The sequence below is a fragment of the Sphingomonas sp. 8AM genome (assembly GCF_902506455.1).
Classification (GTDB): Bacteria; Pseudomonadota; Alphaproteobacteria; order Sphingomonadales; family Sphingomonadaceae; genus Sphingomonas.
Genome location: NZ_LR733844.1, coordinates 2,654,326 through 2,669,534, shown reverse-complemented (window position 1 = coordinate 2,669,534; position 15,209 = coordinate 2,654,326). Strand labels below are relative to the sequence as shown.

The 15,209-nt window shown below is 67.3% G+C and carries 13 protein-coding genes; 7 read left to right on the top strand and 6 right to left on the bottom strand.

The features are described from left to right. Window positions 1-99 precede the first annotated feature (99 nt). Genes ybgC through pal form a run of 6 tightly spaced genes read left to right on the top strand, consistent with a single transcriptional unit; the run spans window position 100 to window position 4,576 of the window. Window positions 100-561, top strand: a complete 462-nt coding sequence (ybgC, locus tag BACI71_RS12620; RefSeq protein WP_159759127.1) for a tol-pal system-associated acyl-CoA thioesterase — start codon at window positions 100-102, stop codon at window positions 559-561. Then, window positions 558-1,250, top strand: coding sequence for a protein TolQ (gene tolQ / locus BACI71_RS12615; RefSeq protein WP_028967704.1), 693 nt, complete (start codon window positions 558-560; stop codon window positions 1,248-1,250). The genes ybgC and tolQ overlap by 4 nt, the downstream gene beginning before the upstream one ends. Further along, window positions 1,250-1,681 (top strand): protein TolR, encoded by a 432-nt coding sequence (gene tolR, locus BACI71_RS12610; protein WP_159759125.1) that lies wholly within the window; start codon window positions 1,250-1,252, stop codon window positions 1,679-1,681. The genes tolQ and tolR overlap by 1 nt, the downstream gene beginning before the upstream one ends. Then, window positions 1,682-2,650: a cell envelope biogenesis protein TolA gene (locus BACI71_RS12605; RefSeq protein ID WP_159759123.1), complete on the top strand. Its 969-nt coding sequence runs from the start codon at window positions 1,682-1,684 to the stop codon at window positions 2,648-2,650. Beyond that, window positions 2,650-4,023: a Tol-Pal system beta propeller repeat protein TolB gene (tolB, locus tag BACI71_RS12600; protein ID WP_159759121.1), complete on the top strand. Its 1,374-nt coding sequence runs from the start codon at window positions 2,650-2,652 to the stop codon at window positions 4,021-4,023. The genes BACI71_RS12605 and tolB overlap by 1 nt, the downstream gene beginning before the upstream one ends. Before the next feature lie 31 nt (window positions 4,024-4,054). Beyond that, entirely contained in the window at window positions 4,055-4,576 is a 522-nt protein-coding gene (gene pal, locus BACI71_RS12595; protein WP_159759118.1) for a peptidoglycan-associated lipoprotein Pal, read from the top strand. A 154-nt stretch (window positions 4,577-4,730) separates the two neighbouring features. On the opposite strand, the gene BACI71_RS12590 is transcribed toward pal, so the two are convergent. From BACI71_RS12590 to BACI71_RS12575, 4 genes are all read right to left on the bottom strand, one after another. After that, window positions 4,731-6,440: a long-chain-fatty-acid--CoA ligase gene (locus tag BACI71_RS12590; protein ID WP_159759116.1), complete on the bottom strand. Its 1,710-nt coding sequence runs from the start codon at window positions 6,438-6,440 to the stop codon at window positions 4,731-4,733. A 229-nt stretch (window positions 6,441-6,669) separates the two neighbouring features. Further along, window positions 6,670-8,304: a GGDEF domain-containing protein gene (locus BACI71_RS12585; protein ID WP_159759114.1), complete on the bottom strand. Its 1,635-nt coding sequence runs from the start codon at window positions 8,302-8,304 to the stop codon at window positions 6,670-6,672. A gap of 221 nt (window positions 8,305-8,525) precedes the next feature. After that, entirely contained in the window at window positions 8,526-10,847 is a 2,322-nt protein-coding gene (gene clpA / locus BACI71_RS12580; protein WP_159759112.1) for an ATP-dependent Clp protease ATP-binding subunit ClpA, read from the bottom strand. Window positions 10,848-10,991: 144 nt separating this feature from the next. Beyond that, window positions 10,992-11,189: a DUF1192 domain-containing protein gene (locus tag BACI71_RS12575; RefSeq protein WP_159761184.1), complete on the bottom strand. Its 198-nt coding sequence runs from the start codon at window positions 11,187-11,189 to the stop codon at window positions 10,992-10,994. 73 nt (window positions 11,190-11,262) lie between these two features. On the opposite strand from BACI71_RS12575, the gene BACI71_RS12570 reads away from it, so the two are divergent. Next, a complete protein-coding gene (locus BACI71_RS12570; protein ID WP_201297473.1) occupies window positions 11,263-12,264 on the top strand; it encodes an NAD(P)H-quinone oxidoreductase in 1,002 nt (333 codons plus the stop codon). 90 nt (window positions 12,265-12,354) lie between these two features. On the opposite strand, the gene BACI71_RS12565 is transcribed toward BACI71_RS12570, so the two are convergent. Both BACI71_RS12565 and BACI71_RS12560 read right to left on the bottom strand, forming a co-directional pair. Next, complete coding sequence (locus BACI71_RS12565; protein ID WP_201297366.1) at window positions 12,355-13,650, bottom strand: amidohydrolase family protein; 1,296 nt, start codon at window positions 13,648-13,650, stop codon at window positions 12,355-12,357. Beyond that, a complete protein-coding gene (locus tag BACI71_RS12560) occupies window positions 13,647-15,059 on the bottom strand; it encodes an amidohydrolase (protein WP_201297471.1) in 1,413 nt (470 codons plus the stop codon). The genes BACI71_RS12565 and BACI71_RS12560 overlap by 4 nt, the downstream gene beginning before the upstream one ends. Window positions 15,060-15,209 lie beyond the last annotated feature (150 nt).

Here is a 15,209-nt window from a genome sequence, read left to right as displayed (position 1 = left end):
GACGGGGGTGGGCGTGGAGCACCCCCCCAAACCCCAACCACGTCAACCGCAGGCCATTACCGCTTCCCCGCGCCCGCCCCATCGGTTAACAGCCCTGCCATGACGGCGGTGGATCAACCCGCGCAGGGACGTTTCGAGGGGAACAGCCACCTCTTCGCACTGCGCGTCTATTTCGAGGATACCGACCTGTCGGGCGTGGTCTATCACGCCAATTACCTGCGCTATCTGGAGCGCGCGCGGTCGGACATGCTGCGCGTCGGCGGGATCGATCAGCGCGCGACCTTCGAGAGCGGCGGCGGCGCCTATGCGATCACCGATCTGACGATCAACTATCGCGCGCCGGCGCGGCTCGACGATGCGCTGCTGATCGAAAGCCGCGTGACCAGGATCCGCGCCGCCAGCGTCGTCATTCATCAGACAGTCAGGCGCGGGGCGGAAATGCTGGCGGACGCCACGGTGACGGCGGCGCTGGTTGGCCCGGACGGGCGCCCGCGTCGTCAACCCGCCGCCTGGGTCGACACGTTCCGCCGCCTCGCGTCATTGGGGGAAGAGACACCGTGAATCCGATTTTGCAGACCGACGCGGCCACGCTGTCGCCAATCGCGCTGTTCATGGAAGCCGATTGGGTGGTCAAGGCGGTGATGCTGGGGCTGCTGCTCGCCAGCATCTGGACCTGGGCGATCATCATCGGCTTCTGGCTGAAGCTGGGCCGCACGCGCCAGCGCACCGAGGCGTTCGAGCGCGATTTCTGGAAGGCCGAGGATATCGACGCCTTCTACAAGTCGCAGACGCATACCGACCTGCCCTCCGCGCGCGTGCTGAACGCCGGCGTCACCGAGTGGCGGCGCTCGACGCAGGGGCAGAAGATCGACCGCGAGGGCACGCGCGAGCGGCTGGCGACGGTGATGGGCTCGGCGGTCGCGCGCGAGATCGACCAGCTTTCGGACCGGCTCAACGTGCTGGCGACGGTCGGCTCGGTTGCGCCGTTCGTCGGGCTGTTCGGCACCGTCTGGGGGATCATGCGCAGCTTTACCGCGATCGCCAGTCAGCAGAACACCAGCCTGTCGGTCGTCGCCCCCGGCATTGCCGAGGCGCTGTTCGCGACCGCGATCGGGCTGTTCGCGGCGATCCCGGCGGTGATCGCGTACAATCGCTTCAGCCATGCGATCAACCGCATCGAGGCGCGGCTGAACCGCTTCGCGGACGGCTTCCACGCCACGCTGTCGCGGCAGCTCGACGGCGAACGCTGATGGCGATGAACCTGCCCTCCGCTCGGGGCAAAGGCCGCCGCGCGCCAATGGCTGACATCAACGTCACGCCGCTGGTCGACGTGATGCTGGTGCTGCTCATCATCTTCATGGTGACGGCGCCGCTGTTGACGCAGGGGGTGCCGGTGAACCTGCCCGACAGTCGCGCCAAGCCGCTCGATCAGGAGCAGCAGCCGACCGAAATCTCGCTCGACGAACAGGGGCGCATTTTCGTCGCCAAGGAAGAGGTCGCCGCCGACGCGCTGCCCGCGCGGCTTGCCGCGATCGCCGAGAGCGCGAAGGGCAATCAGCCGCCACAGGTGTTCCTGCGCGCCGATCGCGGGCTGGATTACGGGCGCGTGATGCGCGTGATGGGCGAGCTGAACCGCGCGGGCCTGAACCGCGTCGCGCTGGTGACGGTCGGCGAGGAATAAGTGGAGCGCGGTGAGAAGATCGGGCTGGGGCTGGCCGTTGCGGGACACGTCCTGCTGTTCGGCGTGCTGTCCGTCGGGTTTCTCGCCACACCCAATCCGGTCAAGCTGAAACAGAATCCGGTCGAGGTCAGCCTCGTCAAGGACGTCGCGCTCGAGGCGGCCGCCCCGCAGCAGACCGAGGCACCCTCGCAGGCGGTCGCGCCCGATGTCGGCGAGCCCGAGGAAGCGCCGCCGCCCGCCGAGGCGCCGCCGCAGCCCGTCCCCGCGCCCGTCCCCGAACCTGCGCCGCAGCCCGAGCCAAAGCCGGTCGCCAAACCTGCGCCGCCCAGGCCCGCGCCACCGAAGCCGGCGCCCAAGCCGGCCCCTGCGCCGAAGCCGGTCGCCAAACCTGCGCCGCCCAGGCCCGCGCCCCCCGCGGCGGAGAAGGCTCCGGCAAAGCCCGCACCGACCAAGCAGCAGAGCGCCGCGGCGTCGAGCAAGTCCTCCGCCGCACCCGCCGCCTCGAAGGGCAAGGGCAAGACCGAAACCGCCAAGGGCGAAAAGCCGCGCGGCAGCCGACTCGGCAGCGACTTCCTCAAGGGGCTGACCGCCGAGAAGAGCGACGCCAAGCCCAACGACGCGCCGCCCTCCGCTGCGCGCGTCGACGGCAAGGCGCTGGCGGCGATCCAGCAGGCGATTGCGCGGCAAATCCAGCCGTGCGCCGACCGGCAGGTCGATCCCGGTCCCGGTGCGAACCAGATCGTCACGACGCTCAACCTGCGCCTCAACCGCGACGGTACGTTGTCGGCGACCCCGACCGTGGTGCGCCAGAACGGCGTCGACGACGACAACCGCCGCTACGCACGACGTGTCGTCGATCTGGGCATTGCGGCATTCAAGGGCTGTTCGCCGTTGAAATTGCCGGCAGAATATTATTCCACCGTCAATGGGGGGTGGAGCAACATCAACTATAATTGGAAACTGCGGTGATGCGACTCCGGCTGCTCCTCCTCGCCACGCTCGTCTCCAGCCCTGCGCTGGCGCAGCAGGTACCCGCGCCTGCCGTTCCCGATACGGCGGCACCGGGCGGGCAGACCCCGCCGCCGCTGGAGGTCGACGTCACCGGCGGCATTTCCGCGCCGATGCCGATCGCGATCCCGCCGATGCCGACGCAGGCGGTGGTGCAGACCGCGGCCGGCTCGACCGACCAGCTGGGACGGCAGCTGGCGGAGATCGTCAGCAACGACCTGCGCAACTCGGGGCTTTTCAATCCGCTTGCGCCCGGCCGGATGCGCGCGATCGCCTTCCCCGAAGTGACCGCGCCGGCGTTCGATTATTGGGCGGGCTCGGGCGCGCAGGCGCTGGTGCAGGGCTATATCCGCGCCAATGGCGACGGGACGCTGACGGTCGGCTGCTACCTGTACGACGTGTCGGCGCAGACGCAGCTGACGCGGCAGGGGTTCGTGGTGCCGCCGTCCGACTGGCGGCGTGCGGGGCACAAGTGCGCCGACATGGTCTACACCCGCCTGACCGGCGAGGGCGCCTATTTCGACAGCCGCGTCGTCTATGTCAGCGAGACGGGGCCGAAGGCGAACCGGATCAAGCGGCTGGCGATCATGGACCAGGACGGCGCGAACAGCCGCTTCCTGACCACCGGCTCGTCGATCGTGCTGACCCCGCGCTTCGCGCCGAACCAGCAGTCGATCGTCTACATGAGCTATGTCGGCAAAACCCCGGCGATCTACGTCTACGATCTCGGTTCGGGGCGGCAGCGGCTGGTGGTGCAGAATGTCGCGACCACCTTCGCGCCGCGCTTCTCGCCCGACGGTCGCTACATCTTGTTCTCGATGGCGCAGGCCGGGAATACCGATCTGTACCGCGTCGCGGCATCGGGCGGCACGCCGCAGCGGCTGACCACCTCGCCCGGCATCGATACCGGCGGCAGCTATTCGCCTGACGGGTCGAGGATCGTGTTCGAAAGCGACCGTTCGGGCGGGCAGCAACTGTATGTCATGAACGCCGACGGATCGAACCAGCAGCGGATCAGCTTCGGCGGCGGGCGCTATGCCACGCCGGTGTGGAGCCCGCGCGGCGACCTGATCGCCTTCACCAAGATCCAGGGCGCGTTCCGGATCGGCGTCATGAGCCCGAGCGGGCAGGGCGAGAAGCTGCTCACGAATAGCTGGCAGGACGAAGGTCCCTCTTGGAGCCCGAACGGGCGTGTGCTGATGTTCTTCCGCCAGGGGCGCGGCAACGCCGGCAAGGCCGATCTGTGGTCGGTCGACCTCACCGGGGTGAACGAACGCCGCGTGCCCACCCCGCTCGACGGATCGGACCCCGCCTGGGGGCCGCTTCGTCCGTAAGTTTTACGAACGACCATAGAGGAGACACCCGATGGCCCGTCTGACCACCACCCTGTTGATGGCGACCGCGTTGGTCGCGACCGCCGCCTGTTCCAAGAAGCGGCCCGAGGTGCTGCCACCCGCGCCGGGCGCCGCGCCGACGCAGGGGACCCCGACCGGCCCGGTCGATCCGAACGGCGGCGTCACGCCCGGCTCGGCGGCCGATTTCAAGCGCTCGACGCAGGGTGACACCGTGCTGTTCGGGCTCGACCAGTATGACATCGACGCGACTGCGCGCGGCATCCTCGATTCACAGGCCGAGTGGCTACAGCGCTACAACAACGTGACGATCACGATCGAAGGCCATGCCGACGAGCGCGGGACGCGCGAATACAATCTTGCGCTCGGCGATCGTCGCGCCAATGCCGCGAAGAACTATCTAGCGGCACGCGGGATCGCGCCGTCGCGGATCACCACGATCAGCTATGGCAAGGAGCGCCCGGTCGCGCTGGGCTCGGATGAGCAGAGCTGGGCGCAGAACCGCCGTGCGGTGACGGTCGTCGTCGGCGGGTGATGATGCCGGGGGAGGGGCGGTGCTCCTCCCGTCGGCTCGAGAAGCGACGTACTCCCTTCATCGTCGCCCCGGACTTGATCCGGGGTCCCGCTTCTACAACGCTTGCCGACAAGAAGCGGGATCCCGGGTCAAGCCCGGGATGACGAGGTGGGGATCATGCCGGCGTGATCGGCGGGTTTTCCATCTCGGCCTTGATTTCGGCGATCAGGTCCTTGCGGCTCAACTTGCCGATGATCGTCTTGGGCATCGTCGCGCGCACCACCACGTGGTCGACGCGTTCGTGCTTGCCCAGTTGCGGGTTGAGCCACGCCGCCAAAGCGGTACCCTCCGCCTCTATGCCTTCATTCAGCGTCACATAGGCGCGCGGCACCTCGCCGCGATACGGGTCGGGCAGCCCGATGACCAGCGCCTCACGCACCGCCGGGTGATGGTACAGGATCGCCTCGATCTGGCTGGGGAAGACCTTGAACCCGCCGACCGAGATCATGTCCTTCAGCCGGTCGACAATCGCGATGAAGCCGTCGTCGTCGATCGTCCCGACATCGCCGGTGCGCAGCCATTTGCGCCCCTCCGCATCGACCGCGAAGGTCGTCTCGTCGGCGTCCGGACGGTTCCAGTAGCCGGCCATGATCTGCGGCCCGAGTGCGACGATCTCGCCGGGCCGCCCGTCCGGGGCGGGGCGCGTCGCATCTTCCTTGTCGACCAGCCGGAGCTGCGTCGCCGGGAGCGGCTGACCGATCGTCCCGGCTTTCTGCCCGCCCTCATAAGGGTTGGTGGTCAGCACCCCGGTGCTCTCCGACAGGCCATAACCCTCGATCAGCGTGGAGTGCGTCGCCGCCTCCCAGCGGGTCTTCAACTCGGCATTGAGCGGTGCGCCGCCGGAGATGCACACGCGGAGCGAGGCGAAGTCGGTTTGCCCCAGCCTGGGATGGTCGAGCAGCGCCTGATACATGGTCGGAACACCGGGCAGCGACGTCGGCTTGGTGCGCGCGATCGTCGCCAGCGCCTGTGCGGCGTCGAAGCGCGGCAACAAAACCATCTCGCCACCGGTGACGATCGTGCGGTTCATGACGCAGGTGTTGGCGAAGACGTGGAACAGCGGCAGCACGCCGAGGATGCGGTCGCCCGTCTCCGGGTGCGGATCGAGCTGCGCGACCTGCCGCGCATTGGCGCTGACATTGGCATGGGTGAGCATCGCACCCTTCGGCACGCCGGTGGTGCCGCCGGTGTACTGGATCAGTGCGACGTCGCGCTCCGGGTCGATCGCAGGCGGCGGCAATCCGCCATCATTGGCGATCAGTTTCGAGAAGGCGATGACGCGCGGGTCGTCGGGGCGCTGCGCGGTTTCGGCGCGCTTGAACAAGCGATAGGCGATCGACTTGGCGGGGGGCAGGACGCCTGCGACTGACCCGACCACCAGGCGTTCGAGCCCGCTCTTCTCCAGAACCTTCAGCGCATTCGGGAGCAAGGCGCTGGCGGAGACGGTGAAGAGCACGCGCGTGCCCGAATCCTCAACCTGATGACACAATTCCTCGACCGAATAGAGCGGCGAGAAATTGACCACCGTCGCGCCGAGCCGCAGCGCACCGTGATAGGCGGCGAGATAGTGCGGGACGTTGGGGAGAAACAATCCAACGCGGTCGCCCTTGCCATAGCCCAGCGCCGCCAGCCCGGTCGCGACGCGGCGCACCCCGTCGGCGAGCTCGGCATAGCTATAATGGCGTCCGAGAAAGTCGATCGCGGCGCGGTCGGCATGGCGCGCCGCAGAGGCGTCGAACAGCGCCGGCATCGACAGCGGCGGGTAATCGGAATCCCATGGCACGGGATGGCGATAGGCGGTGCGCCAGGCATGCTCTCCAGTCATTGACACGATTGTAAGCAACAAACCGTGGCGCGCAAGCGGTCAGCGCTGCAACAGCGTCCCGATTACGACCGGCGGATGCCGGCGATCGTTACCGCCGTCGAGGTGGCATCAAACCGGCGTGGTCAGCCGGTCGGCGATCGAGATCGAGAGCGCGCTGCTCGTCCGGGTGCGATGGCCTTGTGCAGGTCAGCAGTACCGCCCCGGCCGCGGTCACGGCAATGAGGGAGCGCTAGGCCGCGGCGGCCCAGCGCAGCCGGTCACGGCCGGCACGCTTGGCGGCGAACAGCGCGTCGTCGGCGCGACGATAGAGCACCTTCCAGTCCGCCTCATCGGCAATCGCGCCACATTCGCTGCCCAGGGATGCGGTGACCGCCAGATCGAACGGCATCGACGCGGCGCGGATGCGGGTCAGGATCGTCTCGGGCAAGGCGGTCGCCGAGGCGGGGGCGAGCACCGCAAACTCCTCGCCGCCGAAGCGTGCGAGCAGCGCGTCGTCGGGCACCGAGTGACGCAGTGCATCGGCAAACACGCGCAGGACCTGGTCGCCGCCATCATGACCAAGCGTCTCGTTGACGCGCTTGAAATGATCGATGTCGACCAGCACCAGCACGTGCGGCTCGGCGCGCCCGATCGCCTCGCGCAGGAAGCTGCGGCGGTTCATCAGCCCGGTCAACGGATCACTGTCCGCCAGCAGACGCGCGCGCAGCTCCTGTTCGCGCGCCTCATCGCAATCCTCGTTCAGCTGCTTGATCCGCCACGCGATTGCCAGCGCACTGAAGCTCGCTTCCAGCACCATCGCGATCAGCGTCGAATTGTCGATCCAGAAGCTCCAGTCGAGCAGCCCCAGCGCCTGCAGCACGCGTGCGGTGGCGGTGAACAGCGGCATGCCCCACGCGATCGCGAAGACGCGCGCATAGCGATCCTCGGCATGCCAGCCGCGCCACAGCAGAGGCAGCGTGAGCAGCAATGTCGCGAGGAAGGTCAGGGTCACCATCCGGTCGAGCAGCCGTGCGTAGAGCGGCATCAGCGTGGCGTAAGCGATCGCGGCGAAGAGGAGCGCCCCGGTGGCAAGATCGATTGCCGGGCGCAGCCAGCCGCGGGTCACCTGCGGTGCAAAGAAGCGGCGGGCGAACATCATCGCGCTGCACAAGGTCGCGGCCAGCAACAGCATGTTGAGGCGCAGCCGCAGGTTGTTCTCCAGCCCGGTGACCTGCCCGAGCAACCCCGAGCTGCTGGCGGCATAGCCGATCAGGCACAGCACCATCGCGCAATAGGGCAGATGGAAGCGTTGACGCAGCGCCGCGCCAAGCGCGATGTTGAAGATCAGCAACGCGCCGGCCAGGCCAGCGAAGCCGGCGTAGAAGGCAGTCAGCTGCAAGGTGTAGCGTTGCGACACGTCGGGCGACAGCAGGCGCGGCTGCAACACCAGGCCGCGCAGGTTCGCCGCCCCGCGGATATGCCATAGCAACTGCACCGGACGTGCGGACGCGGGCGGGATCGGAATCTCGAACGCCGCGCCGAGCTGCAGATACCGCCACGCAGTTGTGCTGGTGAAGCCGACCGAGCGCGTCGTCCCGTCGGCGTAGCGGATGTGGAGCGTCGCGCTGTCCTGCCACAGGCTGCCCGAGCGTACCGCCACTCCGGGATCGAGCGTTGGCAGGAGCTGGGAACGTACCCAGTAATCGCCCGGGGGAGCGCTGCGCTCCGCCTTCACGCAGTCGAAGCCGCCGGCGGTGCCGAACAACCGGTCGGCGCGCTCTCCGGCAACGGCCGGCCGGAAACAGGTGCTCAGGACCAGATCGGTGCTCGCCGACGCCGCCGGCGATAACGCCAGCGCGGCGAGGATCACGGCCCAAGCCGTCACGACCCGATTGATGATCCCCCCGAACATGCACCAAAAGCTAAAAAGGAATAGCAAACAGAGCGTTAACGCAGGCTGCAAAAAGGTAAACATCTTTCGCCGCCGCGTTGCCGTCGCGATCACGGGAAGCGGCGAACACGCGCGGCACAATCGCTGACCCGGCAGAACCGACGCCGATGAGGAATGAACGGGCCGGGGGCAGGCACCCCCGGCCTGTCAACGCATCAGTCAGCGGCGGCAGGCGCCGCCTTGCCCTTCTTGCCCGACTTCTTGGGCGCGGCGGGCTCGATCGCGAAGACGAGTGCATTGTCCTTGAGGTTGACCGTGACCTCACCGCCATGGACCAGCTTGCCGAACAGCAGTTCCTCGGCGAGCGGCTGCTTGATCTTCTCCTGGATCAGGCGGCCCATCGGGCGCGCACCGTAGAGCTTGTCATAGCCCTTTTCGGTCAGCCACTTCTTCGACTCATCGCTCAGCTTGATGTGCACGTCGCGGTCGGCGAGCTGCAATTCGAGCTGGAGGATGAACTTGTCGACGACTCGCGCCACCACCTCGGTCGGCAGATAGCCGAACGGCACGATCGCATCGAGCCGGTTGCGGAACTCCGGCGTGAACATCTTCTGCACCGCCTGCTCGTCCTCGCCCTCGCGGGTGAGATTGCCGAAGCCGACCGTCTCGCGCGCCATGTCCGACGCGCCCGCGTTGGTCGTCATGATGAGGATGACGTTGCGGAAATCGACCGTCTTGCCGTGCTGGTCGGTCAGGCGGCCGTTGTCCATCACCTGCAACAGGATGTTGAACAGGTCCGGATGCGCCTTCTCGATTTCGTCGAGCAACAGCACGCAATGCGGGTTCTGGTCGACCGCGTCGGTCAGGAGCCCGCCCTGATCGAACCCGACATAGCCCGGAGGGGCACCGATCAGCCGGCTGACCGAGTGGCGCTCCATATATTCGCTCATGTCGAAGCGCTGGAGCGGGATGCCCAGGATCGTCGACAGCTGCTTCGCGACCTCGGTCTTGCCGACGCCGGTCGGGCCGGTGAACAGATAATTGCCGATCGGCTTCTCCGGCTCGCGCAGGCCCGCCCGCGCCAGCTTGATCGCCGACGACAGCTTCTCGATCGCCGCATTCTGCCCGAACACGACGCGCTTCAGGTCGGTTTCGAGCGTTTCGAGCTGCTTCTTGTCATCGCTCGACACGCTCTTCGGCGGGATCCGCGCCATCGTCGCGATCACTGCCTCGATCTCCTTGGCGGTGATCGTCTTCTTGCGCTTGTTCGGCGCCACCAGCATCTGCATCGCACCGACTTCGTCGATCACGTCTATCGCCTTGTCGGGCAGCTTGCGGTCGTTGATGTAGCGCGCCGACAGCTCGACCGCTGACTTGATCGCCTCGGGCGTGTACTTGACCGAGTGATGCTCCTCGAACGCCGAACGCAGCCCGGCGAGGATCTTGATCGTGTCCTCGATCGTCGGTTCGTTGACGTCGATCTTCTGGAAGCGCCGCAGCAGCGCGCGGTCCTTCTCGAAGTGGTTGCGGAACTCCTTGTAGGTGGTCGAGCCGATGCAGCGAATCGTCCCGCCTGACAATGCCGGCTTGAGCAGGTTCGACGCATCCATCGCGCCGCCGCTGGTCGCGCCGGCACCGATCACGGTGTGGATCTCGTCGATGAACAGCACCGCGTCGGGCAGCTTTTCCAGCTCGTTGACGACCGCCTTCAGCCGCTCCTCGAAATCGCCACGATACCGCGTGCCGGCAAGCAGCGCGCCCATGTCGAGCGAATATATCACGGCGGGCTTGAGCACGTCAGGCACATCGCCCTCGACGATCTTGCGCGCCAAACCTTCGGCAATCGCGGTTTTGCCGACACCGGGATCACCGACATACAGCGGGTTGTTCTTTGAACGGCGGCACAGGATCTGCACGGTGCGATCGACCTCGGCCGAGCGCCCGATCAGCGGATCGACCTTGCCGATCTTGGCCTTTTCGTTGAGATCGACCGTGAACTGCTTGAGCGCGCTTTCGCCCTTCTTGCCCGGCGCCTCGGCCTTTTCCTTCTTCTCTTCCTCGGGTGCGCCCTTGGCGCTGGTCGCCTCGGGAGTGGCGGCACCCTTGCCGACACCGTGGCTGATGAAGCTCACCGCATCCAGCCGGCTCATGTCCTGCTGCTGGAGGAAATAGACCGCATAGCTCTCGCGCTCGGAGAACAGGGCGACCAGCACATTGGCGCCGGTCACCTCGTCACGTCCCGACGACTGGACGTGCAGGATCGCGCGCTGCACGACGCGCTGGAACCCGCTGGTCGGGGAGGGATCGGTCGCGGCATCAACCTTGAGCGCGCCGAGTTCGGTGTCGAGATAATGCGCGACGGTGGTCTTCAGGTCGCCCAGCTCGACGCCGCATGCGGACATCACCTGTCCGGCATGTTCATCGTCGATCAGCGCGAGCAACAGATGTTCGAGCGTCGCATATTCGTGGCGGCGCGATGACGCGGCCTCGAGTGCCTTGTGCAGCGTGGTCTCGAGAGCGCTGGCAAATGACGGCATCAGGTTACTCCTTGCAGGCCGCGTGAAGCCACGCGACCCCTTGCCACGAATGTCGTGATGATGAGGCCCCGCATCAAGCGTCCCCGTTCATCACCCTCTCGACCATGCACGCATAACCCTGTCACCCGTCGTAAGGTGCCGGTCTTATTTTCTGAATATCGCGTCGGCACTTGCACGATGGTTAACAGCGCCTTCGATCTTTTTACGCGTCCGGGCGATCTCGCTTTCCAGCGCGGCCACCCGCGCCTCGAGCTCCACGACGGACAGCCGGTCGAGGTCCTCGCGCAGCAGCGCGGTCATCGGGTCGTCGGGGCGCGCGCCCAGGATGTCGTCCAGGTCCACCGGCAGCATCGTTGACGCTGGGGAACACGGAGTCAATATGGTCCCCGACTGTAAGCCAGGGTTCCACGATACGATGACCGACGTCCCCGATACGATGCTGGCGATCGACCCTGCCGAGGCGGGCGGACCCGAGGTGCTGGTGCCCGTGCGCCGCGCCGTTCCGGTACCCGGCGACGGCGAGGTGCTGGTGCGCGTCGCCGCCGCGGGGGTGAACCGGCCCGACGTGATGCAGCGGCAGGGGCTGTACCCGCCGCCGCCCGGCGCGCCTTCGACGCTGGGGCTGGAGATCGCCGGCGAGGTGGTCGCGCTGGGCGAGGGCGTCGATCCGGATGAACTAGGGGAGCGGGTCTGCGCGTTGATCGCCGGGGGCGGCTATGCCGAATATGCGATCGCGCCGGTCGGGCAATGTCTGCCCGTGCCCGCAGCGCTGACGATGGCCGAGGCGGCCGCGATCCCGGAAACGCTGTTCACCGTCTGGACGAACCTGTTCGAGCGCGCCTTCGCGGTCGAGGGCGACACGGTGCTGGTGCATGGCGGGACGAGCGGGATCGGGACGATGGCGATCACGCTGGGCAATCTGTTCGGGCTGGAGGTGATCGTCACCGTCGGCTCGCCGGAGAAGAAGGCGGCGGCGCTGCGGCTCGGCGCGGATCATGCGATCGATTACAAGGCGGAGGATTTCGTCGCACGGGTTAAGGAGATCACCGGCGGGCGCGGCTGCGCGGCGGTGCTCGACATGGTCGGTGGCGACTACGTGCCGCGCAACCTGCAATGCCTCGCCGAGGACGGTCGCCACGTCTCGATCGCAGTGCAGCGCGGCGCGTCGGCAACCGTCCCGTTGTTCGAGATCATGAAGCGTCGCCTGACGCTGACCGGCTCGACGCTGCGCGCCCGGGATACCGTGTTCAAGGCGCTGGTGACCGAGGAGATCGCGCGAACCGTCTGGCCGTTTGCCATGGCGGGCAGGCTGAAGCCGGTAATGGACCGCAGCTTTCCCTTCGCGCAGGCGGCGGACGCGCACCGGCGGATGGAAGAGGGCAGCCACGTCGGCAAGATCGTGCTGACGATGGGGTGATTTCCACATCGTCATTGCGAGCGTAGCGCGGCAATCCGGGGTCGGGTCAGGACGCCCTGGATTGCTTCGCTACACTCGCAAAGACGAAGGTCAGCGCCGCTCGTACGCCTTGGGCAGCGCGCCCTCCGTCGGCGTCAGGTAGCGGTCGCGCAATTCCGTCTGCCGCGAGCGCATCGGCTGCGACACGCCGTCGATCCACGTCGCCACCGGCACCGACGACAGCTCCAGCGGATCGCCGTCCCAGATCACCACGTCCGCGCGCCGCCCGGCGCGGAGCGAGCCGATCTCGCCGCCCATGCCGATCGCCTCGGCCGGGCCGCTGGTGATCGAGGCGAATGCCTGCCCCCAGTCGAGCCCGGTCGCGCCGGGGATGCGCGCGATCGCGACGAGATTGCCCGCGAACTGCCGCAGCACATGGTCGCCGCCCGACGCACCGGTCGACGCCAACGCTACGGACACCCCGGCGGCGCGCAGCCGTCCGACGTTCGACTCGGTCGCCGCCAGATTCTCGAACTGCGCGGGCAGATCGGCGAGCGCTGCCGCGATCACCGGCACCTTCGCCGCAGCGATCTCGCGCGCGACCAGCCAGCCTTCGGTCACGCCGACCAGCACCAGCCTGAGCTTCGGATAGTCGCGTGGCAGCGCCAGTACGTTGCGGATGTCCGCGGCGCGCTCGACATGCACCAGCAACGGCACCTGCCCGTCGAGCACGCGCAGCAGCGCCTCGGCATCGGCGCGCGTTACCAACGCGTCGCGCGAGCGGCCGTCGAAGACGGCGGGGTTGCGGCGGAAGTCCTGCGCCTGTGCAAAGGCGTCGCGCAGCAGCGCATAGGCCGCGGGACGACTGCCACCGGCCAGCTTGCCGCCGCCCTCGCCCAGTTCGACGAACTGGAAGGCCCGCGGGCGCGTCACCGCATTCGGATCGGCGCCGAGATCAATGATCGCCCCTTGCCCGGCGAAGATCGATCCTTCGGCGCTCGGCGTCACGATCGCACGGGTCACGCCGCCCAGCCGCTCGTTGGCCACCTTTACCGCGGCAGGATTGACCCCCAGCGACACGTCGATCGCGGCCTTGAAGGGCGAACTTCGCGCACCGGCGTCGTTGCTTTCCTGTACGCCGTCGGCATCGACCAGCGAGAGGTCGGTCAGGGCGGAAACGACGCCCGCCGACACCCATTTGCCGGCCGCGTCGATCACCTGCGCGCCCGCGGGTACCGCGACGCCGCGCCCGGCGGCGACGATCCGACCGTTGGCGATCACCACCGTGCCGCCCTCGATCGGCGCGGAGCCGTCGCCGATTGCGAGCGTGCCGCCGGTGATCGCGACAGTCTGCGCCATCGCGGGGGTCGCCAGCATCGTGGCGAGGAGTAGCAGCGCGCGCTTCACTTGACGTCTCCCGAGCCGGGTTGGCCAAGTTCGAAGTCGCTGACCGGGCGACGTTTCGGATCATTGGCATCGTAGAGCAACGCGCCGTCGACCCAGACCTTTTCGGGGCGGGTGTAGACGCTGAACGGGTTGCCGTTCCACAACACCACGTCCGCCATCTTGCCCGGCTTGAGGCTGCCGGTCTGCGCGTCGATGCCGAGCGCCGTGGCCGGTCCGAGCGACAGCCACTTCCACGCCGCGGCGTCGCTGATCTGAATGCCCGAATGGCGCGCCGAGGACAGCACCTTGGCGACTTCCTGATTGAGCCGCTGGATACCGTTCTCGTCGTCGGAATGGATCATCGCGCACGCGCCGGCATTTTCGAGGAGCGCGAGGTTCTCGCCGATCCCGTCATAGCTTTCCATCTTGAAGCCATACCAGTCGGCCCACACCGCCGCGCAGGTGCCGCTCGCCTTGAGCAGATCGGCGATCTTGTACGCCTCCACCGCGTGATGGAAGGCGGTGACGTGGTAGCCGAACTCCCTGGCCATATCGAGGACGATCGCCATTTCGTCGGCGCGATAGCAATGGTTCTGGACCATGATCTCGCCCGACAACACGCCGCGCAGCGTGTCCATGCCGATGTCACGATCCGGCGCGTCGCCGCCCTCCGCTTCGTATTTGTCCCATTTGCGCTTGTACGCGACCGCCTTCGCCCAGGTCTGGCGATCGACCGCGACATTGCCCATCCGCGTCGACGGCTCGCGGTTCTTGCTGCCATAGACACGCTTCGGGTTCTCGCCGCACGCCATCTTCAGACCGTATGGCGCGCCGGGAAACTTCATCGCCTGCATCGTGCGCGCGTAGACGTTCTTGAGCACCACGCTGCGACCGCCCATCAGGTTCGCGGAACCGGGCAGGATCTGCAGCGTCGTAACGCCGCCGTTTGCCAGCGCGCGGCCAAAGCCGGGGTCCTGCGGCCAGACGCTATGTTCGGCCCAGACGTCGGCGGTGATCGGCGATGTCGCCTCGTTGCCGTCCGAATGCGCCTGCACCGATGGCGTCGGATAGTCGCCGAGGTGGCTGTGAATGTCGACGACGCCCGGGGTGACGAACTTGCCCTGGCCGTCGATCACCGTCGCGCCGGCCGGAACGTCGAGCGTCTGCCCGACCGCGACCACCTTGCCATCGGCGAACAGCACCGCGCCGCCATCGATGCGGTTGCCCTCACCATCGAAGACCGTGACGTTGCGCACCAGCGTCGCCGTGCCCGGGTAGGCGTGGTAGGTCGAGGGATACGGGTCGCGCGCATAGCGGACCGGCGGCGCCTTCTTCGCGGTGGCCACCGGTTTGTCCTTCGCGCCCGCGCAGGCCGATAACGGCAGCGCCAGCAACGCGGCGGACAGCAAAGCGCGCCGCGTGCGGTGCATATTCATGGCGAGACCCCTTTTTATTCACTTTTGATTGTCCCGATCATGGACGCGGTCTTGCATCGGGGTCAAGCGGACGCAGACGCCATTCGCAGTCAAAGCGTCGAAGCCCGAAGGTTCCCGCCCGATATTTGATACGGCAAATAGATG

Excerpts from the sequence above, each read along its gene's own strand:
- ybgC (WP_159759127.1), top strand. The coding sequence starts at position 100 with ATGACGGCGGTGGATCAACCCGCGCAGGGACGTTTCGAGGGGAACAGC.
- tolR (WP_159759125.1), top strand. The coding sequence starts at position 1,250 with ATGGCGATGAACCTGCCCTCCGCTCGGGGCAAAGGCCGCCGCGCGCCA.
- tolB (WP_159759121.1), top strand. The coding sequence starts at position 2,650 with ATGCGACTCCGGCTGCTCCTCCTCGCCACGCTCGTCTCCAGCCCTGCG.
- pal (WP_159759118.1), top strand. The coding sequence starts at position 4,055 with ATGGCCCGTCTGACCACCACCCTGTTGATGGCGACCGCGTTGGTCGCG.
- BACI71_RS12590 (WP_159759116.1), bottom strand. The coding sequence starts at position 6,440 with ATGACTGGAGAGCATGCCTGGCGCACCGCCTATCGCCATCCCGTGCCA.
- clpA (WP_159759112.1), bottom strand. The coding sequence starts at position 10,847 with ATGCCGTCATTTGCCAGCGCTCTCGAGACCACGCTGCACAAGGCACTC.
- BACI71_RS12570 (WP_201297473.1), top strand. The coding sequence starts at position 11,263 with ATGACCGACGTCCCCGATACGATGCTGGCGATCGACCCTGCCGAGGCG.
- BACI71_RS12560 (WP_201297471.1), bottom strand. The coding sequence starts at position 15,059 with ATGCACCGCACGCGGCGCGCTTTGCTGTCCGCCGCGTTGCTGGCGCTG.